This window comes from Allobosea thiooxidans (genome assembly GCF_900168195.1).
In the GTDB taxonomy this organism is placed as follows: domain Bacteria; phylum Pseudomonadota; class Alphaproteobacteria; order Rhizobiales; family Beijerinckiaceae; genus Allobosea; species Allobosea thiooxidans.
Map to the genome: position 1 here is coordinate 21,929 of NZ_FUYX01000011.1, position 20,857 is coordinate 42,785.

Genomic DNA, 20,857 nt, shown 5'->3' on the forward strand with positions numbered 1-20,857 from the left:
GGTCAAGCCCGACCATGACGCTGTTTCTTCCGGCGCCCGGCTGCCCTAAATCCTGTCCTCATGGAATGGACCGACGAGGGCACGATCATCGGCCTCAAGGCTCATGGCGAGAGCGCCGTGATCCTGGAGGTGATGACGCGCGAGCATGGTCGTCATCTCGGGCTCGTCAGGGGCGGGCGTTCCGCCAAGGCGCAGGCGCCGCTCCAGCCCGGCAACCACGTTTCGCTGACCTGGCGCGCCCGGCTCGACGAGCATCTCGGCGAGTACAAGATCGAGCTCCTGGCCTCCCACGCGGCGCGGCTGATGGCCGCCCCGGTGGCGCTGTACGGGCTGGCAACGGTCTCCGGCCTGCTGCGGCTGCTGCCGGAGCGCGATCCCCATCCCGGGCTTTATGAGGGGCTCTCGGTCCTGATCGCCCATCTCGACGAGCCGCAACTCGCCCCCGCGCTGGTCGTGCGCTTCGAGCTCGCCATGTTGGGGGAGCTCGGCTTCGGGCTCGACCTCTCGCGCTGCGCCGTCACCCAATCGCCGGACGATCTCAGCCATGTCTCGCCCAAATCGGGCAAGGCGGTGAGCCGCCCGGTCGCGCAGCCCTATCTCGACCGGCTGCTGGCGCTGCCGGCCTTCCTGGTCGAGGGGCAGGGTGGGCGCACGCCTTCCGCGGCGGAAATCCTGGCGGGCTTCGCGCTCACCGGCTTCTTCCTGCGCCGCCACATCCTCGAGCCGCGCGACCTGCGCGAGCCGCCGGAGCGGGCGCGGCTGATCGAGCTGGCCGGGCGCGCTGCGGCGAATGCGGCCGAGGCCGATCCATCCACCGATTCAGCGTGAAATGCCGGCGCCGGCGTTTGCGCGCATGGCAGCGTACCTGCATTGTTCTAGCGGGCTGATTCGCGCTGTGCCATAGAGCATTGCGCGAAAAAGTGGGTCCCGGTTTTTCGCGTCGAGCAACGCTCTGACTCTGAGAATCGATCCCATCGTATTCGGACGGTGCCGTCCGAATACGATGGGATCGGGACCGCGCGAAATTTGGACAAGACGAGGGCTGAAGACGCATGGGCAAGCCGGTCGATCCGCCGCCGGAGGACGAAGCCGAGCGCATCGATCTGAAATCGGCGCTCGAGGAGCGCTATCTCGCCTATGCGCTGTCCACCATCATGCACCGCGCCTTGCCGGATGCGCGCGACGGCCTGAAGCCGGTCCACCGCCGCATCCTGCACGCCATGCGGCTGCTCCGGCTCGATCCCGGCCAGGTCCACAAGAAATGCGCCCGCATCGTCGGCGACGTCATCGGTAAGTTCCACCCGCATGGCGACCAGTCGGTCTATGACGCGCTGGTTCGCCTCGCGCAGGATTTCGCCCAGCGCTATCCGCTCGTCGACGGGCAGGGCAATTTCGGCAATATCGACGGCGATAACGCCGCCGCCTACCGCTACACCGAAGCGCGTATGACCGAGGTCGCGCGGTTGCTTCTCGACGGCATCGACGAGGACGCGGTCGATTTCCGCGAGACTTATAACGGCGAGGACGAGGAGCCGATCGTGCTCCCGGCCGCCTTTCCGAACCTGCTGGCCAATGGTTCGCAGGGCATCGCGGTCGGCATGGCGACCTCGATCCCGCCGCACAATGCGGCCGAGCTCTGCGACGCCGCACTCTACCTGATCCAGCACCCGGAGACCTCCTCCGAGCAGCTCATGACCTTTGTGCCCGGCCCGGATTTCCCGACCGGCGGCATCATCGTCGAGAGCCGCGAGTCGATGGCGGAGACCTATCGCACCGGCCGCGGCGCCTTCCGCACCCGCGCGCGCTGGCATGTCGAGGATCAGGGCCGCGGCACCTGGCTCGCCGTCGTCACCGAGATCCCCTACATGGTCTCGAAGGGGCGGCTGATCGAGAAGATCGCCGAGCTGCTCAACGATAAGAAGCTGCCTCTGGTCGCAGACCTGCGCGACGAATCCGCGGAAGATATCCGCATCGTCATCGAGCCGCGCGCCCGCAACGTCGACGCCAACCTGATGATGGAATCGCTCTTCAGGCTCTCGGAGCTCGAAGCCCGCATTCCGATGAACATGAACGTGCTGACCGGCGGGCTGGTGCCGCGCGTGCTCGGGCTCGCCGAGGCGCTGCGCGCCTGGCTCGACCACCGCCGCGAGGTGCTGCAGCGCCGCTCGCGCTTCCGGCTCGGCCAGATCGACAAGCGCCTCGAGATCTTGCGCGGCCTGCTGATCGTCTATCTCGACCTCGACCGGGTGATCAAAATCATCCGCGAGGAGGATGAGCCGAAGATCGAGCTGATGAAGGTCTTCGATCTCACCGAGATCCAGGCCAATGCCATTCTCGACACGCGCCTGCGCGCTTTGCGCAAGCTCGAGGAAATGCAGCTCAAGACCGAACTGGACGAGCTGACCAAGGAGAAGGAGCAGATCGAGGGTCTGCTCGCCTCCGAGGCGACGCAATGGAAGACCATCGCCTGGGATATCCGCCAGGTGAAGAAGACCTTCGGCCCGGAGACGGTGATCGGCAAGCGCCGCACCGATTTCGCCGACATGCCGGACACCGCCGATATCGACCTGACCCAGGCCATGGTCGAGCGCGAGCCGATCACGGTGGTGATCTCGAAGAAGGGCTGGATCCGGGCGCTGAAGGGCCATGTGCAGGATCGCTCCAGCTTCTCCTTCAAGGGCGACGACGCGCTGCAGACGGCCTTCTTCACCGAGACCACGGCGAAGGTGCTGGTGCTGGCCTCGAACGGCAAGATCTTCACGCTCGATGCCTCCAAGCTGCCGGGCGGGCGCGGCTTCGGCGATCCGATCCGGCTGATGATCGAGCTGGAGGAGACGGCCGAGATCGTCACGGCCTTCCCCTACAGGCCGGGCACGAAGTTGCTGATGGCGACGAGCGAGGGCAGGGGGTTCGTGGCACCGGCGGACGACGTCGTCGCCAATACCCGCAAGGGCCGGCAGGTGCTGAATGTCGACGGCAAGGCGACGGCCGTCCTCGCCGCACCGGCGGATGGCGACCATGTCGCGATCATCGGCCAGAACCGCAAACTGCTCTGCTTCCCGATCACGGAAGTGGCCGAGATGGCGCGCGGCAAGGGCGTGCGGCTGCAGCGCTACAAGGACGGCGGCTTCTCCGACGCCAAGACCTTCAACCTCGCCGACGGCCTGACCTGGCTCGACACCTCAGGCCGGACCTGGACCGTGGCGCAGAGCGAATTGCTTGAGTGGCTCGGCCACCGCGCCGAGGCCGGGCGCCTGCCGCCGAAGGGCTTCCCCAAGAGCAATACGTTCGGGGGCTGAGTGCTTGCCTGCGCCAGCGTGGCGACTGGTGGTAGGGCAGCGAAAATCCCGACGGAAAACCCTCTCCCAGCGGGCAGAGGGTAGGCTGAGGGGAAGGTCGCTAGAGTTTGCGCATTTGCTCGGAACCATTCCGCCATCCTGGGCTTGACCCGGGATCCATGCCGGTACGGTACCGATCAAGGTTCAGGCATGGATCCCGGATATTCGCTTCGCTCCGTCCGGGACGACCCGCGCTTCCATGCAGAATGCAGCACGCTCTAACCGAATTTGGAGCGAGTTTGTCACAGCAGGCGTGAGGGCGCAGCGCTGGTCGAGCGGCTTACATCTCACCCCTTATCCCCCTCCTTACAGGAGAGAGGGCCCGTGTCACCCTCGTAAAATGTCAATAATATCAAAGGTCTGTAGGCGATTCCGGAATCGGATCCGCAGCCGCTTGAATCAGCTTCTCAGCGGATCGCCTGGCCGACGAAGCCGACTTCCAGACCGAGCGTGACCTTGTCGGTCACGGCCCATTCCACGCCGGCGCGCGCCTCGGGCCGCACGGCGATCTCGCTGCGGCTGAACGGGCTGTAGAAGGGCGTCGCGCCATAGCGCCAGGTCTCGTTGGCGGCGCTCATCCCGACCTTGGTATAGAGCAGCACGTCGGGCGTCACCAGCACGCCGGTCTTGATCTGGAAGGCGCCGGCGAAGTCACGCGTATAGGCGACGTTGCCGAAGCTCGGATAGCCGTAGCCGCCGATCGCGGGGGCGTAGTCGAGCGCGCCGATGATGCCGTAGACGAAGTTGCCCTCCCGCCGCATCATCCCCGCCTCGAGCCCGATGGTCGGCCCGGCGCTGGTGCGCATATGCTTCGAGCTGGTGACCTGGAAGCCGGAGGAGATCCGGGCATAGGACCCTTCCCAGCGTGGCGACAGCATCGGCTCGTCCCAGGCGAAGGAGGGCAGGGTGGCGAAGCCCGTGAGCGGCAGCAGGGCCTGTGCCTGCGCGCTGGTGCCGGCTGCGATCAGGGTCGCAAGCACCGCAGTGGCAAGAGGCGTATATCTCACGTCGTAGGCATCCTCGCGTCAACGCACCCCATGGCAAGCTACCATGGGGCCGGGAGAATGTCGCGGTTTTGTGGCCGGGCCCTGCCGCCTCAGGCGATCTTGGTCCTGAGCTTGAGAAAGCGCAGCGTCCGCTCGGCGGTGGCGAGGTCGAGCTTGGCATAGGCGTCGACATCGTCGTCGATGTCGCGCGAGGAGAAATAGAGCCGCCGCGCCCGCAGCTGCAGGATGGCGCGGAAGGCCGTGGTGCCGATGCCGAGCGAGCGACAGGTGACGGCGATGCCGCTGGCGTCGCGCTGCATGAGGACGCGCAGTGCCTGTTCGATCGTAATGTCGGCGACCTGCGCCAGCACCTGGGCGAGGTGGTAGGCCCGGTCCTCGTCGGCCAGCATGGTCAGCACGTCGTCGACCTCGCGCACCTTCGCCGTCAGGTCGGAGAGCAGGAGCTTGACCTCGAGCCGCTGCTGGCGCGCCTGGCGGGCGAGCGACACAGCCTCTTCCGTCGCCTTCGCGCCGGCGCCAGCACCGTCGGCGAAATGCTCGACGATGCGCAGCACGCGCTGGGCCCGGTTCGGGGCGAGGTCGGAACGGCGGGCCAGCGCGCCGGCGATTGCGGCATCGCCTTCGCCGCGTTCGAGCAGGCGGTCGAAGCCGCGGTCCGAGAAGGCGGCGCCTTCGTTGGCGCTGACCGTGTGCAGCACCTTCTGGTCGCCGCGCTCGACGAGGATGTCGGTGACGCTTTCCGAAAGCCGGGCACGTTCGGCGATGGCGACGAGGTGCTGCTGGGACTGGCCGACGGCGATGGCGGCGAGATCCGTATCGGTCAGCACCGGTGAGAGCGTCAGCACGAGGCGTGCCACCTCGGCATTGCTGTCGCCGCCGAGGCTTACCGCGACATTGTGCGGCAGGGTCGGCATGCTCGCCACGCGGTCGGCGTAGCCCTTGCGCTCGTCGTCGCCGAGATGGGCGAGCGAAGTCGTCGCGATCTCGCCGTAATGTTCCTTGGCGGCGTCGTTGGGTTCCTGATCGAGCAGGAACAGGTCCGTGACGGCATGAAGCAACTGCCGGCGCGAATCCGACGACATGTCGGCCGGCATCCGGGTCAGGTTACGCAACATCGAAGCCCCCACGGCAAAACAGCGGCGGAACCATGCCCGTGTCAGCTTGATTTACTCTTAAGGCAGCAGGTTGTTTTCCCGGGTAACGGAGTAATTTCTTGCTTCGTCACCCGGTTCTTGTCGTGGCCTGGGTCCCGGCAGGGGCGTTTTCCAGCCTATGTGCGTCCGGGTTGCACGTTTCTCGTCGCGATGAAATCGACCAGTCCCATCGCGATCAGCGACAGCCCGACCAGCGGGAAGACGATCCCGCCGACCGCGAGCAGGCCGAGGACGACGCGCATCGTACCTCTTTCGCCCGGCAGCGGCGGGACGCCGAGCGAGCCTTGCGGCCGCCGCTTCCACCACATGGCCAGCGCCGAGACGGCGAGCAGGATGATGGCGAGGCAGACCGCGAGCATCAGCAACTGGTTCGCCAGGCCGAATTCCTGGCCCATATGGACGTTGATGCCCCATTCCAGCGCTTTCCCGAGCGGGCCGTAATCGGCATAGCTCATGTCGATCAGCGGCTTGGCTGTGTACTGGTCGAGATGGATCACCCGCTGGAACGCCATGTCCTTCGGATAGACCGAGCCGGTGTAGACGCCGCTCGGGCCGCCCGGCAGGTTGACGGCATAGCCGCGCGTCAGCCCGAGGCGGTCGAATGCGGCGACCGCCGCATCGAGATCGATCGGTTTGCCGCCAGTCGACGCCGATTCCGGCACCTTGGCCTGCTCCAGCGACCAGGAGGTCGGGCCGGCATGGGCGAGGTGCTCGTCCGACATCGGCACGGCGACGCGGACACCGGCCGGGTAGCCGAAATTGTTCCCGTTGGCCCACTGGTTGACCTTGGCGCCCCAGAGCACGGACCAGGGCATGCCCGTGATCGCGAGGAAGAGGATGAAGCCGCCTGCGACGACCCCCGTCACCGCGTGCAGATCCCGCCAGAATACGCGCTGGCGCGGCTTGCCGCGCACGGAGAGCACGCCGCCGCTCTGCCTGCGCGGCCACCACAGATAGAGGCCGGTGAGCACGAGCAGGATGGCCCAGCCGCCGACGATCTCGATGACGCCGTTCGCCACCGGTCCGAAATAGGCGAGGCTGTGCAGCTGGCGGATAACCCACATCACGGTGCCGCGATCCGGGATCTGCCCGAGCACGCGCGCGTTATAGGGGTCGACATAGACCACCATCCGCGCGCCGGCGGCGTCGCGGATCGTGACCTCGGCGGAAGCGCTCGCGGTTTCCGGCGGCACGTATTTTACCGGCTGGCCGGCGAAGGTCTTCACTGCCTGGGCGACGATCTCGGTCGGCGGCCGCTCGCCCGTCGCGCGGGCCTCGACCTGCTTCAGGTCGCGATGGATCAGGCCGTCGATCTCGGCCCGGAAGAGGTAGAGTCCACCGGTCACGGCCAGCAGGATGAGAAAGGGCAGGGTGATCAGTCCGGCATAGAAATGCCAGCGCCAGACGGCGCGATAGAAGGATGCGGCGCGTCGGTCCGCGCGCTCGGGCGCGGCCGCCGCCGTGGAGACGGTTGTCATGGAAGGATCCTGGTCTGAGCTGAAGGAAAGGGGCTTCAGGCCAGGACGGGTGGAGCGCGGGCGCCGAGCGGGTAGCCATGCGCCGTGGAAAGCGCGACGGTCGTTGCCGGCCGCGCGGAGATGACATGCGGCGCCGGTTCGCGCCGGGCGACGGCGAAGGACGTGGCGGGCGGCGGCAGTGCGATCGCGGCAGAGAGGCACAGGCTCGCGCAGCAATCCGGCAGTCTGGCGTCGCTGCTGTCCGAGGCCGGGTCTACCGGAGCCGTCTGGCCGGGCGTGCACAGCGGATGCAGGAGCGCGGCCGAGGGCTGCGCCATGAGCCCGGCGGCGAGCGCCGCGAGCGTCGTCTGCAGGACGAGGACATAGACGGCCAGCAGCGCGAGCGCGCTCCTGTGCCAGTTCATCCCTCCCGTCCCCTTCATGCGAACGGGCTTAGCCGATCCGCCTCCGCTGCGGAAGCGCGCGTGATGACGCGCCTGCGCTCACGCTGCCGGCAGGCAGGCCGGGCCGAGCGGCTCGAAGCTCTTGTAGGTCAGGATGAATTCCTGATGGCCGAGCTCTTCCGACTTCGTCCTGCCGCCCTGGCCGAGCGAGACCACGAGGTCGCGGATCTCGGTGCCGACCTCATCGAGGCTGGCGCGGCCTTCGAGGATGCGCCCGGCATCGACATCCATGTCCTCGGACATCCGGCGATAGGTCTCCGGATTGGCGCAGATCTTCACCACCGGCGAGATCGCCGAGCCGACGACCGAGCCGCGCCCCGTGACGAACAGCACGCAATGCGCTCCACAGGCGATCAGCTCGGCGATCTCGGCATTGTCGTTGATGTTGGGGAAGCCGAAGCGGACCTCGCCGTCCGGCACGACGTCGAGCAGATAGAGCCCGCCATGCGGCGGCACGTCGCCGGGCTTGATCAGGCCGGAGATCGGCGAGGCGCCGGATTTCGCATAGGCGCCCATCGACTTCTCCTCGATGGTCGAAAGCCCGCCCTCAGCATTGCCGGCGGCGAAGGAGCCATAGCCCAGCGTCGCGTAGTAGCGCGCCGCCTTGGCCACCGACTTCTCCAGCTCGGCGCCGAGTTCGGGCGTGATCGCGCGCGCCGCCATGATGTGCTCGCAGCCGATCAGCTCGCCGGTTTCCTCGAAGATGCAGGCGGCGCCCTCGGCGATCAGCTGGTCGAAGGCGCGTCCCGCCGCCGGGTTGCCGGTGATGCCGGAGGTGCCGTCCGAGCCGCCGCAGACGGTGCCGATCACGAGTTCGGAGACCGCCATCGGCACCGTCTCCTGCGCATCGAGGGCGATGCGTTGCTCCTCGACCCAGGCGCGTCCCTCGCGGATCGAGGCGCGGGTGCCGCCCGTACCCTGGATGATGATCGTCTTCACCGGCCGGCCGGTGGCGCGCACCGCCCGTTCAAGCGCATATTTGTTGAAGCTCTCGCAGCCGAGCGAGATCAGCAGCACCGCGCCGACATTCGGATGGGTGCAGAGCTGCTCCATCATCCGCTCGGCATAGGGGTTCGGGTAGCAGCCCGGGAAGCCGATCGCGTGGACGCCTTCCTCGCGCCAGGGCAGGGCGATCTCGCGCGCCACATGGTGGGCGCATTCGACGAGATAGGCGACGGCGACGGTGTTGCGGATGCCCTTGCGCCCGTCGGACCGGAGATAGCCGCGCATCGCGCTCATGCCGAGGCTCCCGCCTTGCGTTCGTCTTCGAGATGATAGGTCGGCGTGTAGTCGCTGCGCATGTTGTGGACATGGACATGCGCGGCCGGAGCGATCGCTTCGGTCGCGACACCGATCGGCGCGCCGTATTTTAGGATCTTCTCGCCGGCCGCGATGGCGCGGCGGGCGATCTTGTGCGCGAGCGCGATGTCGCGGTCGAGCGCGGCCGGACCGGAGCCGGTCTCGATCGTCTCGCCGGCTTTCAGCCGCACCCGCGCGACCAGGACGTTGTCGCGCGGATCGAGCAGGATGAGGCGCGGATCGTGGGACATGGTGTCGAGGCCTCTCGGGGAAGGGAGCCTCATCCTGAGGAGCCATTTCCGAGGAAATGGCGTCTCGAAGGATGCTCACGGAGGCTCCGAAACCATCTGGACCATCCTTCGAGACGCCGCGTACCGCGGCTCCTCAGGATGAGGGCTGAAAACCTCTCAGAACTTGCCGTACTGCAGATAGGCCTTCTGCGGATCGGTGCCGGCCAGGATCGCGGTGCGGACCTTGTTCTCGGCCGAGATCGAGGCCTCCGACGTCTCCAGGACCTCCTCGATAATCTCCGAGGGAATGCGGACGACGCCGTCACGGTCGGCGAGGATGTAGTCGCCGGGGCGGATCCAGACGTCGCCGATCTTGATCGGCTCGTCGACCGCCTTGGGCAGCCAGGCGCCGACGATGTCGCGCGGCGTATAGGCCTTGAAATAGGCCTGGAAGCCCATCTCGACCATGAATTCGGTGTCGCGCGAGAGCCCGTCGATGACGCAGCCGCGCACGCCCTTGTTCTTCAGCGTCTCGGCCGAAAGCTCGCCCATCAGCGCGACCTCTTCGGTATTCGGCTGGCAGACCCAGACATGGCCGGGCTTGGCGGCGGAGAGCAGGCCGGTCCAGCTGAGCAGTGTCTCATGCGCGTCGAACTCGCCGAACTTGCCTTCGACGGTGAAGGCGGGGCCGGCGAGCTTCTGGCCGGGCAGGAGCGGGCGCAGTTCCGTGGGCAGCACGAAGTCCTTCAGGCCCATGGCGCGCATCGTGTCGTGGATGATGCCGGTGTAGCAGCGCTCCAGCCGCTGGGTCAGTTCGTCGCTCATATTTCCTCCGGGCGGGACTGGTCGCGGCTCACCTGCCGCGTTTCGCCGTGGGCGGCACAGTGCCGGGAGGAGGGGGGTGTCGCAAGCGCATTTTCCGCGCGTCGCTGATGCGTTTCAAACGGTTGAATCGGCGTGGTCGACGCGCTCCCAACCCTGTGGCATCAGCCGCTCCTGCGGCAGAAAGCGGGATTTGTAGGCCATTTTCGGCGAGCCGGCGACCCAATAGCCGAGATAGACGTAAGGGAGCCCGAGCCGCCGTGCGCGGGCGACGTGGTCGAGCACCATGAAGGTGCCGAGCGAACGCAGCTCCAGGCCCGGATCATAGACCGAGTAGACCATGGAGAGGCCGTCGCCGAGCGTGTCGGTCAGCGCCATGGCGAAGAGGTCGCCCTCGCCGCGGCCGGTGAAGCCGGAATCGGGGCCGCGCCGGCGATACTCGATCAGTTGGGTCTCGACATGGGTGTCCTCGACCATCATCGCGAAGTCGAGCGCCGACATCGTCGCCATGCCGCCGTCGGGATGGCGTTCGTCGAGATAGGAGCGGAACAGGGAATAGTGCTCGGAGCGCGGCTGCGGCGCCCTGGCCTCGCCGATCAGGTCCTCGTTGCGGGCGAGCACCCGGCGAAAGCCGCGCGAATAGCGGAAATCGTCGACGCAGATCCTGACGGAGACGCAGGCCCGGCAGGTCTCGCAGGCAGGCCGGTAGGCGATGCTCTGCGAACGGCGGAAGCCACCCTGCGAGAGCACGTCGTTGAGCTCGCGCGCCCGCGCCCCGACGAGATGGGTGAACACCTTCCGTTCCTCGCGCCCGGGCAGATAGGGGCACGCGGTCGGGGAGGTCAGATAGAATTGCGGGGCATCCCGCAACGGGCGCGTCACGTCGACCGGCTCCGGAAAAAGCTGCGCCCCTTCAATGTAGCATCGGCGGCGATGGCAACAAGCGTGTGGCGCGGCAAGGGTCGCTCTTATCGCGGCGATCTTGCTGCCGACATCTTCCCGGCGTCGACTGCAGCGCAGCTGGCGCGCGTGGAGTGTGGCGATGGCCGGGGAGAAGGTGACGCTCAGCGGCGCGAAGGAAACCCTCCTGGTCACGCTTAGTGCGAAGGCGGGCGAAAGCCGGCTGCACGATTCGCTTCTCAAGGATCGCTTCGCCGCCGAGGCGATGGCCCGGATCGACTATGATTTCTCCCGGCTCGGGGTCGATCGCGACATGATGATCGGCGTGGCCCTGCGTGCCCATGTCATTGATGGCTGGACGCGGGACTTCATCGCGCGAAATCCCGAGGCGACGGTGCTCAATCTGGGCTGCGGCCTCGACTCTCGCATCTTTCGCGTTGCGCCGCCGCCGGGCATTCTCTGGTTCGACGTCGACTACCCCGATGTCGTCGCCCTGCGGCAGCGCCTCTATCCGCCGCGCCAGAACTGCCGGCTGCTGGGTTCGTCGGTCACCGAGCCGGGGTGGCTCGAGGCCGTGCCCGGGGACCGGTCGACCTTCGTCATCGCCGAGGGCCTGCTGCCCTATCTGGAGCCGCAGGACGTGCTGCGCCTGCTCGACCGCCTCATCGCCCATGTTCCGGGCGGCGAGCTGGCCTTCGATGCCTATAGCGCTTTGGGCCTGGCCCTCATCGCCTGGCAGCCATCCATCCGCGCGACCGGCGCGACGCTGCACTGGTCGCTTGACGATCCATCGGAGCTGACCGCCGATCTGCCGCGGCTGGAACTGGTCGAGGAACTGACGGGATACGGCTCGGACGGGTACGATCCGCGCCAGATCGCACGCATGTCGCTGCCGGCGCGAATGGCGGTCGAGCTCTTCGGCTGGATCCCGGCCCTGTCGCGGATCGGCCGGCTCCTGCGGTTCCGATTCTAGACGAGGGATGGATCGCCGCAGGTCCTCGGAGGGAGGCGGCGATCCAGGGTTCCTCAGGCCCGGACGACGACGAGGCCGGTCAGGAGGTCGTGGCCCATGCGCCGGTCGGCGCGGGCGAAGCCGCAGGCGACGTCGAGCAGCCAGAGCAGGAAGGTGCCGGCCGCGACATAGAACAGCAGCGCATGCACAGCGGCGGCGAGCCCCTCGGGCCGGCCGCCATCGGCGGCTTCGACCCTGAGGCCGGCGACGCGCATGCCCCAGGTCGACTGGTGCCGCCCGCCGATCGTCAGCGCGGCATAGCCGAGCGCTGTCGCCACCGCGGCGATCGGGATCAGCAGCCAGGTCGCGCCGAAGGTGACGATGCCGAGCAGGGCCAGCAGGACGACGACCAGCCAGCCGAGGAAGAACAGCACGACGATGTCGATGAGCCAGGCGAACAGGCGCGAACCGAGAACGCCGCTGACGTTCTGGTAGGGGCGCTGTTCCAGCGCCGTGATAGGCGGCCGGCTATAGCGGGTGTCGCTCATCGGGACTTCGATCCTCCATCGGCGCGCGAAATGCGGCCTCTGGTCGACAATGTTTGGTCAGTGTCCCGGTTCCGCAAGACCACGCGGCAGTATGCGCCGCGGCGCGAAGCCGTTTTCGGCGAGAACGTTCTCGATCGTGCGCGAATGCGCCTCGCCGCGCGTCTCGACGGTGACGTCGAGCGAGACGCCCTTGGCCGGCACGTCGAGGAAGAGGCGGCCATGGCTCACCTCGAGGATGTTGGCGCCCTCGTTGCCCAGCAGGCTCGCGATCTTGCCGAGCAGTCCCGGCCGGTCGGCGGTGGTCAGGCGGAAGGCGACGATGCGGTCCTCCCGCTCCAGCTCGCGCACCATGATCGCGGCGAGCAGGCGGGTGTCGATATTGCCGCCGCAGAGCACGAGGCCGATCTTGCGCCCGGCATAGCGCTTCGGCTCCTTCAGCATCGCGGCGAGCCCGGCCGCGCCGGCGCCTTCCGCCAGGCTGTGCTGAAGGCTTGCATAGGCGTTGACCGCGCGCTCGATCAGGTCCTCGCCGACCAGGACGATGTCGCTGACGAGGCTGGAAACAATCGGCAAGGTGAGCTGGCCCACGGTCTTGACCGCGATGCCCTCGGCCAGTGTCGGCCCGCCGATCGGCCGGTCCTGCCGATGCACGGCATTGAAGAACGAGGGGTAGAGATCGGCCTCGACCCCGATCAGTTCGATGCCGGGCTTGATCGCCTTGGCGGCGATGGCGTTGCCGGCCATCAGGCCGCCGCCGCCCAGCGGGATGATCAAGGCGTCGAGATCGGGCTCGTCGGCCAGCATCTCGCGCGCCACCGTGCCCTGACCGGCCATCACCGCCGGGTCGTCATAGGGATGGACGAAGACGAGCTTCTCGGTGCCGGCGAGCTCATGCGCCTTCTGGCTCGATTCGTAGAGCGTCTCGCCATGAAGCACGACGCGCGCGCCATGGGCGCGGGTGTTCTCGACCTTCACCAGCGGCGTCGTCTCGGGCATCACGATCGTCGCGGGAATGCCGAAGCGCTTCGCGTGATAGGCGACGGCCTGGGCATGGTTGCCGGCCGACATGGCGATCACGCCGCGCGCCCGCTCGCTGTCGTCGAGCGAGAGCAGCTTGTTGACCGCGCCGCGCTCCTTGAACGAGGCGGTCGCCTGCATGTTCTCGTGCTTCACCAGCACGGTCGCGCCGGTCAGCGCCGACAGGCGCGGGGCGGGCACCAGCGGCGTACGCAGCACATGCCCTTCGATTCGGCTCGCCGCGGCGTCGATGTCCTCGGGGGTGATGGCGAAGGTTTCGCTCATGATGCGTTCCGTCCCGGTGTTCTGTCGTCGGACTCTGTGCGTCAGACTTGTCGTGGTGTCAGATCGCCATCGCCGAAAAAGCCTCCCGGGCGCAAGATCAGCACGATCGCGAGCAGCGAATAGACGGCGAGGTCGCGCTGTTCGATCGGCAGCGTCGCCGACCAGACCGCCTCGAAGACGGCGATGCAGAGCCCGCCCAGTGCCGCGCCGCTGACCGAGCCGATGCCGCCGAGGATGGCGGCGACGAGCGCCTTCAGGCCGAGCGAGAAGCCGCCGGCGAAGCCCATGCCACCATAGATCACTGTCACGATGACGCCGGCCATGCCGCAGACGGCGCAGGCGAGGATCACGGCGACATCGTGGACGGCGCGCGCGTCGACACCGAACAGCGCGGCGGTGCCGGCGTCGTCGGAGACCGCGCGCCAGGCCCGGCCATAGGCGGTGTGCCGGATCAGCGCGACGAGGCCAAGTGCGGTGCCGAGGCCGATGACGGCGAGCGCCAGTGCCAGCGGGTTTAGCGTGACGATGAAGTCGCCGGCATGGGCGAGAGGGATCGGGGTATTGAACACGGGCGGCAGCCAGCGCAGCTCCGGCCCCTGCGCCAGCCGGAGATATTCGGACATCGCGATGGCGAGGCCGATCGTGGCGATCAGCATCTGCTGGCCGCTGGCGCGCTCGAGGCGGCGCAGTACGAAGCGTCCCATGGCGAAGCCATGCAGGGCGCAGACCAGGATTGCGACGGAGAAGGCGACGACGAGCCCGGAAAGGGGGGTCGAGAGCGCCAGCGAGAGCAGCAGCGCCACCCCCACGACGGAGGCCAGGGCCCCGAGCGCCGCGAACTCGCCGAAGCTCAGGATGATCCGCCCGGTCAGCCCGTAGACCAGCGCATAGGCTGCCGCGAGCAGGCTGTAGATCGCCGCCGAGGGCAGGGCGCTCAGGCCCTGTTGCAGGCCGTAGGCGAGCCCGCGCGGGATCGCCGTCAGATCCTCGGCCGAAGTCGCCTCCGGGTCCGGCGGCGGCTCGGTGCGATTCTCGAGATAGAAGCGTCGCAGCAGGTAGAAGCTGGCATCGGCCATGGGGCGCCCGTCGGAGGCGATGCCGATCAGGGCGCCGCGGCCCGGCCCGCTGCCTTCCCCGGCGAAGAGGCAGTCGATGCTGCGATGGCGCGATACGCCGTCGCCGAGCTGGACGCGGTAGAGGAGCCTCAGCGCGCGCGGCACCGGCCCCGTGGTGGTGCGCTCGATCACGATCCGGGCGTTGGGGGGATTGAGCGGCGGGATCGCCTGCCGGCAGAGCCGTATCTGGTCGGTGTCGAAATTGGCGCCGCAGCCCGCAAGCGCGAGCGCGATGGTAGCCAGAATCGACAGGAGGAGCGGGCGCATGCCGGGCGACGGTAGCGCTTGCCCGTGCCGTTTGGAACATGGCTCCGATGCGGACGGGCAGGCCGGAGACGGCGCTGGCAGCCAGTATCGCAGTCATGCTGTGATTGATCCCGCTGCGCCCGGGCGGGCGGCGGGAGATTCCGTGGCTAGCCCGAGGCGAGTGGCACGCCGTAGCGGCTCAGGATCTCCACTTCCTGGGACAGGTCCCGAGCCTTGTCGTCGCGCCCGAGGCGACGATAGTCGTCGGCCGCATCGCTGCGGCTGCGGATCTCGGTTTCGACGAGCCGGAGCAGCTCGGCCCTGCCCAGTGCCTTGCGGGGCACTTCGACCGCGCCGTCGCCGAACGCATGAAAGACGTAGGTCTCGTGCCGGTCGCCGACCGGGACGGCCTGGGCGTTGTCGACCGCGGCGATCAAGCCGCGCAGGGTCGTGATCTCGGCCGCGTTCCGCGCCCGCATCGCGTCCCGCAGGTCGTTTTTCAGCAAGGCCAGGAAGCCGAGGCTCTCATCGGTCGTCATGCTGGGAACCGTGTCCACCTCCGACAGCGTGGGAGCGGGTTCCCGCGCAGGCCGAAAAGGCGATCGTTCGAAACGGAGAAGGTCAGCCCGCCTTCAGCTTCTTGGCGACGCGCGGCGCGAAATAGGTCAGCACGCCGTCGGCACCGGCGCGCTTGAAGGCCAGCAGGCTCTCGAGCATCGCCTTGTCGCCGTCGAGCCAGCCATTATTCGCCGCCGCCATGATCATCGCGTACTCGCCGGAGACCTGGTAGGCGAAGGTCGGCACGCGGAAATGGTCTTTCACGCGCGCCACGATGTCGAGATAGGGCAGGCCGGGCTTGATCATCACCATGTCGGCGCCTTCCTCGAGGTCGAGCATCACCTCGGCGATCGCCTCGTCGGAATTGGCCGGGTCCATCTGGTAGGTGCGCTTGTCGCCGACCAGCGTGGCGTTGGTGCCGATCGCGTCGCGGAACGGGCCATAGAAGGCCGAAGCGTATTTCGCCGCATAGGCCATGATCTGCACGTCCTCATGACCGTCGCCGTCGAGCGCGGCGCGGATCGCGCCGACGCGCCCGTCCATCATGTCGGAGGGCGCGATGACGTCGGCGCCGGCATCGGCGAGTGCCTGGGCCTGCTGGACGAGGATCGCGACGCTGGCGTCGTTCAGGACCCGCTCGCCGTCCATGACGCCGTCATGGCCATGCGAGGTGTAGGGGTCGAGCGCGGCGTCGCAGATGATGCCGATCTGCGGCACCGCGGCCTTGATGGCGCGCACGGCGCGGCACATCAGATTGTTGGTGTTGAGCGCTTCCGAGCCGGTCGGGTCGCGCAGCGCCTTGTCGACATAGGGGAAGGGCGCGATCGCCGGGATGCCGAGCGCGGCGGCCTCCGCGGCCTGGCGCACGGCCTCGTCGATGTTCAGGCGGTCGACGCCCGGCATCCATTCGACCGGAGAGCGGGCCTCGGGCGTGTCCATCAGGAAGATCGGCCAGATCAGATCGTCGGTCGTCAGCGCGGCCTCGCGCACCAGCCGGCGCGACCACTCCGCCTTGCGGTTGCGGCGCATACGGCGGGTGAGCCCGAGCGAAGACGCGGCATGCGCCTCGTCCTGGCGCGACTGAGGAGCGGGGAAAGGCCGCACGACCCGGGATTCCATCAAACTGTGCCTCAAGCGATGAACGAGAACGGCCCGGCATTCGTCGAACAGGCGATGTCGGCAGGCGGTTTACATATCACATCGGAACCGTTCCAAAACAGGGCGCATGGTCGCAATGCTGCTGTTTGCGTGGCGCAAGGCGCGGGGCGGGCGGTTTCGTGCGGCGAGACCGAAACGCGCTTGCCTATCCGTCGCGTTGACAAGCCTGCCCCCGCCTTCCAGAACCGCCCCATCGCAACCGGAGCGGGCCATGACGCAGGACCAGGACATCATCTGCGAGATCCGCGGCGCAGCCGGCGTCGTCGTGCTCAACCGGCCGAAGGCGCTGAACGCGCTGAGCCTCGGCATGGTCCGCGAGCTCGCCCGCGCGCTCGATGCCTGGGAGAACGACCCGCGAGTCACCCGCGTCGTCGTCCTCAGCACCAGCGAGAAGGCCTTCTCCGCCGGCGGCGACATCCGCTGGCTGCATGATTGCGGCAAGGCCGGCCGTCATGACGAAATGCTTGCCTTCTGGGGCGAGGAATACATCCTCAACCACCGCATCAAGACTTATCCCAAGCCCTATGTCGCCCTGATCGACGGCATCGTCATGGGCGGCGGCGTCGGCATCTCGCTGCACGGCAGCCACCGCATCGCCGGTGACCGCTATCTCTTCGCCATGCCCGAGGTCGGCATCGGCTTCTTTCCGGATGTCGGGGCGACCTATGCCCTGCCGCGCCTGCCGGGCGCCTTCGGCCGCTTCCTGGCGCTGACCGGCGAGCGCATCGGCGCCGCCGACGCGCTTGCGGTCGGGCTCGCGACCCATGGCGTGCCGAGCGCCCGGATGGCGGAGCTGGCCGATGCGCTGGCCGGGCCCGGCGCGCTCGACGAGATCCTCGCCGCCTTCGCCGTCGCGCGCGATCCCGGGCCGCTCCAGGGCGAACGCGCCCTGATCGCCGAGGTCTTTGCCGGCGAGACCCTGCCGGGCATCGTCGACGGCCTGAAGCGGGCCGCCACCGGCGGCAACGCCTTCGCGGGCAAGCTTCTGCAGACGCTCACGGCGAAGTCCCCGACCAGCGTCGCCATCGCCTTCGAGCAGATGCGGCGCGGGGGAGCGCTCGACTTCGCCGAGGCGATGCGCACCGAATACCGCATCGTCTCGCGCATCGCGCGCGGGCATGATTTCTACGAGGGCGTGCGCGCCGTGGTGATCGACAAGGACCAGGCGCCGCGCTGGGTCCCGGCGACGCTCGAAGCCGTGCGTCAGGCCGACATCGACGCCTATTTCGCGTCGCTGGGTGCCGACGAACTCGGGCTGGAGGGCTGAGCTTGGGTCTTGGCGGTGACGGCGAGGCCCTGCGCGGCGCCCGGGCCGGAGAGGACGGCGAGAAGCGCGCCAACCGCTGGCGACTGCTGCTCGTCTGGTTCCTGCGGCTGCTTTCAGCCTTCTGGCTGGCGAAGGGCCTGACCGCCTGGGCGGTGATCTTCGGGCTGCCCGGCAATTCGCAGCCGCCCTTCGAGAACCGGCTGCTCAGCTATCAGGCAATCATCGTCTATTTCGCGGTGATCGATCTGGTCGCCGCCGTCGGGCTCTGGCTGACCTCGACCTGGGGCGGTGTCCTCTGGCTGCTGGCGGCGATCAGCCAGATGCTGCTCGGCTTCTTCTTTCCACGCTTCGTGCCGATGACGGCCTGGCTCGCCGGCATCTATATCGCGTTGATGGCGGTCTATTTCCTGGCGACCTGGGCGGCGGAGAACGAGGCCGAGTAGTGGCCGGCATGAGCGTCGGGACCGCTCCGTCTTTCCAGAGCAGGCCGAAGGCCTGAGTCTGGATCCATGGCGCGAGGCCGCTCCAGTTCGTCATGCTCGCCCTTGTGGCGAGCATCCACGTCTTGAACACGGCCCTTCATCGACGAAGACGTGGATGGTCGGGACAAGCCCGACCATGACGGGTGTGGCGTGGTCTTCGGGTGCCGGCTCATCGCGGAGTTTATCCTTGGGCCGACCGAAGGCCGGACCCGAGGGCGACGCCCCGGAACGACGTCCCACGCCCCTTCGATTGCGCCGAGTCATGGTAAGAATCGCTTTAGCTTAAGCGTTTCTGGCTTCACCTACGATTCACCCAAAGGGGTAAATCCCTGATTCATCCTGATATTTAAACTCGTTTTCATCCGAGCCGTCATATGGTGTTTTTCAGAAGCGGACCGGAAGACAAATTCCGGCTGACACACAACAGGCGGGATATACAATGAAAGCGAGCGTCAAGACTTCGGATGTTGCTCACAAGGTTGAAGCTGAGCTCAACGTGAAGCCTCTTTATCTTGAGTCACTCACCCTGGTGGAGCGTCTGCATCGCCGTCTCCTCGATGTCATCAAGGATGAGTTCGAGCGTCGCGGTCGCGACGACGTCAACAGCGTGCAGGCCCTGCTGCTCTACAACATCGGCGATGCCGAGCTCTCCGCCAGCGAACTGCGGACGCGCGGCTACTATCTCGGCTCGAACGTCTCCTACAACGTCAAGAAGCTGGTTGAGCTCGGCTATCTCCACCACGCGCGGTCGCGCATCGACCGCCGCTCGGTCCGCATCAGCCTGACCGAGAAGGGCACCGAAGTGCACGACATCGTGAAGGGCGTCTACGACAAGCACGTCCGCACGGTCGAGCAGATCGGCGGCATCGCGGCTGATGACTTCGAGCGGATGAACAACGCCCTGCTGCGCCTCGAGCGCTTCTGGACCGACCAGATCCGCTACAAGCTCTGATATCGTCGCCAGAATTGCGGCGGTTCCGGTCTATCTGCCTGTTGCGCGGCGGGGCCCTGTGTCCCGGCCGCGTCGGCGCGTTCTTTGATGCCTGCGGGCATGACTGTGGTTTTGTTGCCATGCACGCGGCAAAACCATGCCATGCCCTAAATTCGCCTCTGTCATCACGCCTCGTTAACCGTGCTAGGACACCGTCGTCGGCCGAGAGGTAGCTTGTTGCGGCAGTCCGCCGCGAGCGTCGCCCCGGTTGGCGGCGTTTTTGTGCGGTCTGCCTGCGTGTGGTCCAGAAGAGGGAAGAGATGTCGCAATTGAGCCTGACCCGCCGCGAAACCGTGCTCGCCTTGCTCTCCGGCGTGGCTACGGCGGCCGCGGCACCGGCGCTCGCTCAGCAGGCCGAGTGGCGCCAGAGCTATGATTCCGGTGCGCGCAATGCCGTCCAGCGTTCGTCGACGCCGATGCTCTCGTCCGAATCCCTTCAGGCGACCGAGCAGGCGATCGTGGCCTATCGCGATCTCGCCGCGCGCGGCGGCTGGCCGCAGGTTCAGCTGCCGGACCGCATGAGCGTCGGCGCCAAGGGCCCGGGCGTCGTCGCCCTTCGCCGTCGCCTGATCATCACCGGCGATCTCGATGCCGCAGCCGGCGACAGCAACGTCTACGATTCCTATGTCGAGGCGGGCGTGCGCCGCTTCCAGGCCCGCGTCGGCCTCTCGACCACGGGTGCCATCAACCGCTCGACGATCGTCGCGCTCAATGTCCCGATCGATCGGCGCATCCGCCAGCTCGAGACCAATGTCGTGCGCCTGCGCAGCTGGTCCGGCAATCTCGGCCAGCGCTATGTCGTCGCCAACATTCCGGCCGCGATGGTCGAGACGGTCGAGAACGGCCATGTCGCGACGCGCCACGCCGCCGGCGTCGGCAAGATCGACCGGCAGTCGCCGCTGCTGCAGACCAAGATCCCGGAAATCAACTTCAACCCGACCTGGACGGTTCCCGCCTCGATCATCCGCAAGGACCTGATCCCGAAGATGCGCAAGGAGCCGAACTACCTCACCGAGAACAAGATCCGCATTATCTCGCAAAGCGGTGCCGAGATCTCGCCCGCCAGCGTCAACTGGAATTCGGACGAGGCGACGCGCTACACCTTCCGGCAGGATCCGGGTGGCGACTTCAACTCGCTCGGCTTCGTGCGCATCAACATTCCGAGCCCGCACGGCGTCTACATGCACGACACGCCGTCGAAGGGCATTTTCGGCGACGATTATCGCTTCGTCTCCTCCGGTTGCATGCGCGTGCAGAACGTGCGCGACTACATCGCCTGGCTGCTCAAGAACACGCCCGGCTGGGACCGCGCCAAGATCGACGAGGTGATCCAGTCCGGCCAGCGCATCAACGCCCGCATCGCCGACCCGGTGCCGTGCTACTGGGTCTATGTCACCGCTTGGGCGACGCCGGATGGCGGCGTGCAGTTCCGAGACGACATCTACAACAAGGACGGCCTCGGCCCGGCGCCGGTCGCGGCTCTGCAGGGCGACCAGGACATCTGACGTCCCGGCCTTTCGCCGCCGCGGAAGCCGGCGAGCGATCAGGCCGCTCGAAACGGTTCGAA

Annotated in this window: 20 protein-coding genes; 7 read left to right on the forward strand and 13 right to left on the reverse strand. The window is 67.4% G+C overall.

Features of this window, described 5'->3' with window-relative positions:
• Nucleotides 1-60: 60 nt before the first annotated feature.
• Nucleotides 61-828 (forward strand): DNA repair protein RecO, encoded by a 768-nt coding sequence (recO, locus tag B5Y19_RS18330; RefSeq protein ID WP_055726259.1) that lies wholly within the window; start codon nucleotides 61-63, stop codon nucleotides 826-828.
• A gap of 224 nt (nucleotides 829-1,052) precedes the next feature.
• The gene (gene parC, locus B5Y19_RS18335) at nucleotides 1,053-3,299 is read left to right on the forward strand and encodes a DNA topoisomerase IV subunit A (protein ID WP_055726260.1); all 2,247 of its coding nucleotides are present in this window, start codon (nucleotides 1,053-1,055) and stop codon (nucleotides 3,297-3,299) included.
• 446 nt (nucleotides 3,300-3,745) lie between these two features.
• Here the strand turns inward: parC and B5Y19_RS18340 are convergent, their stop codons facing one another.
• The 8 genes from B5Y19_RS18340 to B5Y19_RS18375 all read right to left on the reverse strand — a co-directional run bounded on the left by B5Y19_RS18340 (nucleotide 3,746) and on the right by B5Y19_RS18375 (nucleotide 10,653).
• Nucleotides 3,746-4,345, reverse strand: a complete 600-nt coding sequence (locus B5Y19_RS18340; RefSeq protein ID WP_055726261.1) for an outer membrane protein — start codon at nucleotides 4,343-4,345, stop codon at nucleotides 3,746-3,748.
• Nucleotides 4,346-4,434: 89 nt separating this feature from the next.
• A complete protein-coding gene (locus B5Y19_RS18345) occupies nucleotides 4,435-5,460 on the reverse strand; it encodes a DUF2336 domain-containing protein (protein ID WP_079591904.1) in 1,026 nt (341 codons plus the stop codon).
• A gap of 155 nt (nucleotides 5,461-5,615) precedes the next feature.
• Nucleotides 5,616-6,977, reverse strand: coding sequence for a PepSY-associated TM helix domain-containing protein (locus B5Y19_RS18350; protein ID WP_055726263.1), 1,362 nt, complete (start codon nucleotides 6,975-6,977; stop codon nucleotides 5,616-5,618).
• A 35-nt stretch (nucleotides 6,978-7,012) separates the two neighbouring features.
• A complete protein-coding gene (locus B5Y19_RS18355) occupies nucleotides 7,013-7,381 on the reverse strand; it encodes a hypothetical protein (RefSeq protein WP_055726264.1) in 369 nt (122 codons plus the stop codon).
• A 78-nt stretch (nucleotides 7,382-7,459) separates the two neighbouring features.
• Nucleotides 7,460-8,659 (reverse strand): UxaA family hydrolase, encoded by a 1,200-nt coding sequence (locus B5Y19_RS18360; protein WP_055726265.1) that lies wholly within the window; start codon nucleotides 8,657-8,659, stop codon nucleotides 7,460-7,462.
• Nucleotides 8,656-8,970: a UxaA family hydrolase gene (locus tag B5Y19_RS18365; protein ID WP_055726266.1), complete on the reverse strand. Its 315-nt coding sequence runs from the start codon at nucleotides 8,968-8,970 to the stop codon at nucleotides 8,656-8,658. The genes B5Y19_RS18360 and B5Y19_RS18365 overlap by 4 nt, the downstream gene beginning before the upstream one ends.
• 156 nt (nucleotides 8,971-9,126) lie before the next feature.
• On the reverse strand, nucleotides 9,127-9,774 hold the full coding sequence (locus tag B5Y19_RS18370) for an RraA family protein (protein ID WP_055726267.1): 648 nt from the start codon (nucleotides 9,772-9,774) through the stop codon (nucleotides 9,127-9,129).
• Between the two features lie 114 nt (nucleotides 9,775-9,888).
• On the reverse strand, nucleotides 9,889-10,653 hold the full coding sequence (locus tag B5Y19_RS18375) for an arginyltransferase (protein ID WP_055726268.1): 765 nt from the start codon (nucleotides 10,651-10,653) through the stop codon (nucleotides 9,889-9,891).
• A gap of 160 nt (nucleotides 10,654-10,813) precedes the next feature.
• Here B5Y19_RS18375 and B5Y19_RS18380 point away from each other — a divergent pair, with 160 nt between their 5' ends.
• A complete protein-coding gene (locus B5Y19_RS18380) occupies nucleotides 10,814-11,644 on the forward strand; it encodes a class I SAM-dependent methyltransferase (RefSeq protein WP_055726269.1) in 831 nt (276 codons plus the stop codon).
• A gap of 53 nt (nucleotides 11,645-11,697) precedes the next feature.
• On the opposite strand, the gene B5Y19_RS18385 is transcribed toward B5Y19_RS18380, so the two are convergent.
• The 5 genes from B5Y19_RS18385 to hemB all read right to left on the reverse strand — a co-directional run bounded on the left by B5Y19_RS18385 (nucleotide 11,698) and on the right by hemB (nucleotide 16,511).
• The gene (locus B5Y19_RS18385) at nucleotides 11,698-12,171 is read right to left on the reverse strand and encodes an RDD family protein (RefSeq protein ID WP_055726270.1); all 474 of its coding nucleotides are present in this window, start codon (nucleotides 12,169-12,171) and stop codon (nucleotides 11,698-11,700) included.
• Nucleotides 12,172-12,228: 57 nt separating this feature from the next.
• Nucleotides 12,229-13,473, reverse strand: coding sequence for a threonine ammonia-lyase (locus B5Y19_RS18390; RefSeq protein WP_055726271.1), 1,245 nt, complete (start codon nucleotides 13,471-13,473; stop codon nucleotides 12,229-12,231).
• A 41-nt stretch (nucleotides 13,474-13,514) separates the two neighbouring features.
• Complete coding sequence (locus tag B5Y19_RS18395; protein ID WP_055726272.1) at nucleotides 13,515-14,855, reverse strand: branched-chain amino acid ABC transporter permease; 1,341 nt, start codon at nucleotides 14,853-14,855, stop codon at nucleotides 13,515-13,517.
• Nucleotides 14,856-15,001: 146 nt separating this feature from the next.
• Nucleotides 15,002-15,373, reverse strand: a complete 372-nt coding sequence (locus B5Y19_RS18400) for a GatB/YqeY domain-containing protein (protein ID WP_055726273.1) — start codon at nucleotides 15,371-15,373, stop codon at nucleotides 15,002-15,004.
• Between the two features lie 82 nt (nucleotides 15,374-15,455).
• The gene (gene hemB, locus B5Y19_RS18405) at nucleotides 15,456-16,511 is read right to left on the reverse strand and encodes a porphobilinogen synthase (protein ID WP_055726274.1); all 1,056 of its coding nucleotides are present in this window, start codon (nucleotides 16,509-16,511) and stop codon (nucleotides 15,456-15,458) included.
• 250 nt (nucleotides 16,512-16,761) lie between these two features.
• Here hemB and B5Y19_RS18410 point away from each other — a divergent pair, with 250 nt between their 5' ends.
• The 4 genes from B5Y19_RS18410 to B5Y19_RS18425 all read left to right on the forward strand — a co-directional run bounded on the left by B5Y19_RS18410 (nucleotide 16,762) and on the right by B5Y19_RS18425 (nucleotide 20,795).
• Nucleotides 16,762-17,817, forward strand: a complete 1,056-nt coding sequence (locus B5Y19_RS18410) for an enoyl-CoA hydratase/isomerase family protein (RefSeq protein ID WP_055726275.1) — start codon at nucleotides 16,762-16,764, stop codon at nucleotides 17,815-17,817.
• Nucleotides 17,818-17,819: 2 nt separating this feature from the next.
• Nucleotides 17,820-18,260 carry a DUF6163 family protein gene (locus B5Y19_RS18415; RefSeq protein WP_055726276.1) on the forward strand — a complete coding sequence of 147 codons (441 nt, stop codon included), beginning with the start codon at nucleotides 17,820-17,822 and terminating at the stop codon, nucleotides 18,258-18,260.
• Between the two features lie 478 nt (nucleotides 18,261-18,738).
• Nucleotides 18,739-19,251 carry a transcriptional regulator LdtR gene (ldtR, locus tag B5Y19_RS18420; protein ID WP_055726277.1) on the forward strand — a complete coding sequence of 171 codons (513 nt, stop codon included), beginning with the start codon at nucleotides 18,739-18,741 and terminating at the stop codon, nucleotides 19,249-19,251.
• 299 nt (nucleotides 19,252-19,550) lie between these two features.
• On the forward strand, nucleotides 19,551-20,795 hold the full coding sequence (locus tag B5Y19_RS18425; protein ID WP_055726278.1) for a L,D-transpeptidase family protein: 1,245 nt from the start codon (nucleotides 19,551-19,553) through the stop codon (nucleotides 20,793-20,795).
• The last annotated feature ends 62 nt before the right edge of the window (nucleotides 20,796-20,857 follow it).

Excerpts from the sequence above, each read along its gene's own strand:
- parC (WP_055726260.1), top strand. The coding sequence starts at position 1,053 with ATGGGCAAGCCGGTCGATCCGCCGCCGGAGGACGAAGCCGAGCGCATC.
- B5Y19_RS18355 (WP_055726264.1), bottom strand. The coding sequence starts at position 7,381 with ATGAACTGGCACAGGAGCGCGCTCGCGCTGCTGGCCGTCTATGTCCTC.
- B5Y19_RS18390 (WP_055726271.1), bottom strand. The coding sequence starts at position 13,473 with ATGAGCGAAACCTTCGCCATCACCCCCGAGGACATCGACGCCGCGGCG.
- B5Y19_RS18360 (WP_055726265.1), bottom strand. The coding sequence starts at position 8,659 with ATGAGCGCGATGCGCGGCTATCTCCGGTCCGACGGGCGCAAGGGCATC.
- ldtR (WP_055726277.1), top strand. The coding sequence starts at position 18,739 with ATGAAAGCGAGCGTCAAGACTTCGGATGTTGCTCACAAGGTTGAAGCT.
- B5Y19_RS18395 (WP_055726272.1), bottom strand. The coding sequence starts at position 14,855 with ATGCGCCCGCTCCTCCTGTCGATTCTGGCTACCATCGCGCTCGCGCTT.
- B5Y19_RS18385 (WP_055726270.1), bottom strand. The coding sequence starts at position 12,171 with ATGAGCGACACCCGCTATAGCCGGCCGCCTATCACGGCGCTGGAACAG.
- B5Y19_RS18425 (WP_055726278.1), top strand. The coding sequence starts at position 19,551 with ATGTCGCAATTGAGCCTGACCCGCCGCGAAACCGTGCTCGCCTTGCTC.
- B5Y19_RS18350 (WP_055726263.1), bottom strand. The coding sequence starts at position 6,977 with ATGACAACCGTCTCCACGGCGGCGGCCGCGCCCGAGCGCGCGGACCGA.
- B5Y19_RS18400 (WP_055726273.1), bottom strand. The coding sequence starts at position 15,373 with ATGACGACCGATGAGAGCCTCGGCTTCCTGGCCTTGCTGAAAAACGAC.
- B5Y19_RS18370 (WP_055726267.1), bottom strand. The coding sequence starts at position 9,774 with ATGAGCGACGAACTGACCCAGCGGCTGGAGCGCTGCTACACCGGCATC.
- B5Y19_RS18380 (WP_055726269.1), top strand. The coding sequence starts at position 10,814 with ATGGCCGGGGAGAAGGTGACGCTCAGCGGCGCGAAGGAAACCCTCCTG.
- hemB (WP_055726274.1), bottom strand. The coding sequence starts at position 16,511 with ATGGAATCCCGGGTCGTGCGGCCTTTCCCCGCTCCTCAGTCGCGCCAG.
- B5Y19_RS18410 (WP_055726275.1), top strand. The coding sequence starts at position 16,762 with ATGACGCAGGACCAGGACATCATCTGCGAGATCCGCGGCGCAGCCGGC.
- B5Y19_RS18365 (WP_055726266.1), bottom strand. The coding sequence starts at position 8,970 with ATGTCCCACGATCCGCGCCTCATCCTGCTCGATCCGCGCGACAACGTC.
- B5Y19_RS18345 (WP_079591904.1), bottom strand. The coding sequence starts at position 5,460 with ATGTTGCGTAACCTGACCCGGATGCCGGCCGACATGTCGTCGGATTCG.
- recO (WP_055726259.1), top strand. The coding sequence starts at position 61 with ATGGAATGGACCGACGAGGGCACGATCATCGGCCTCAAGGCTCATGGC.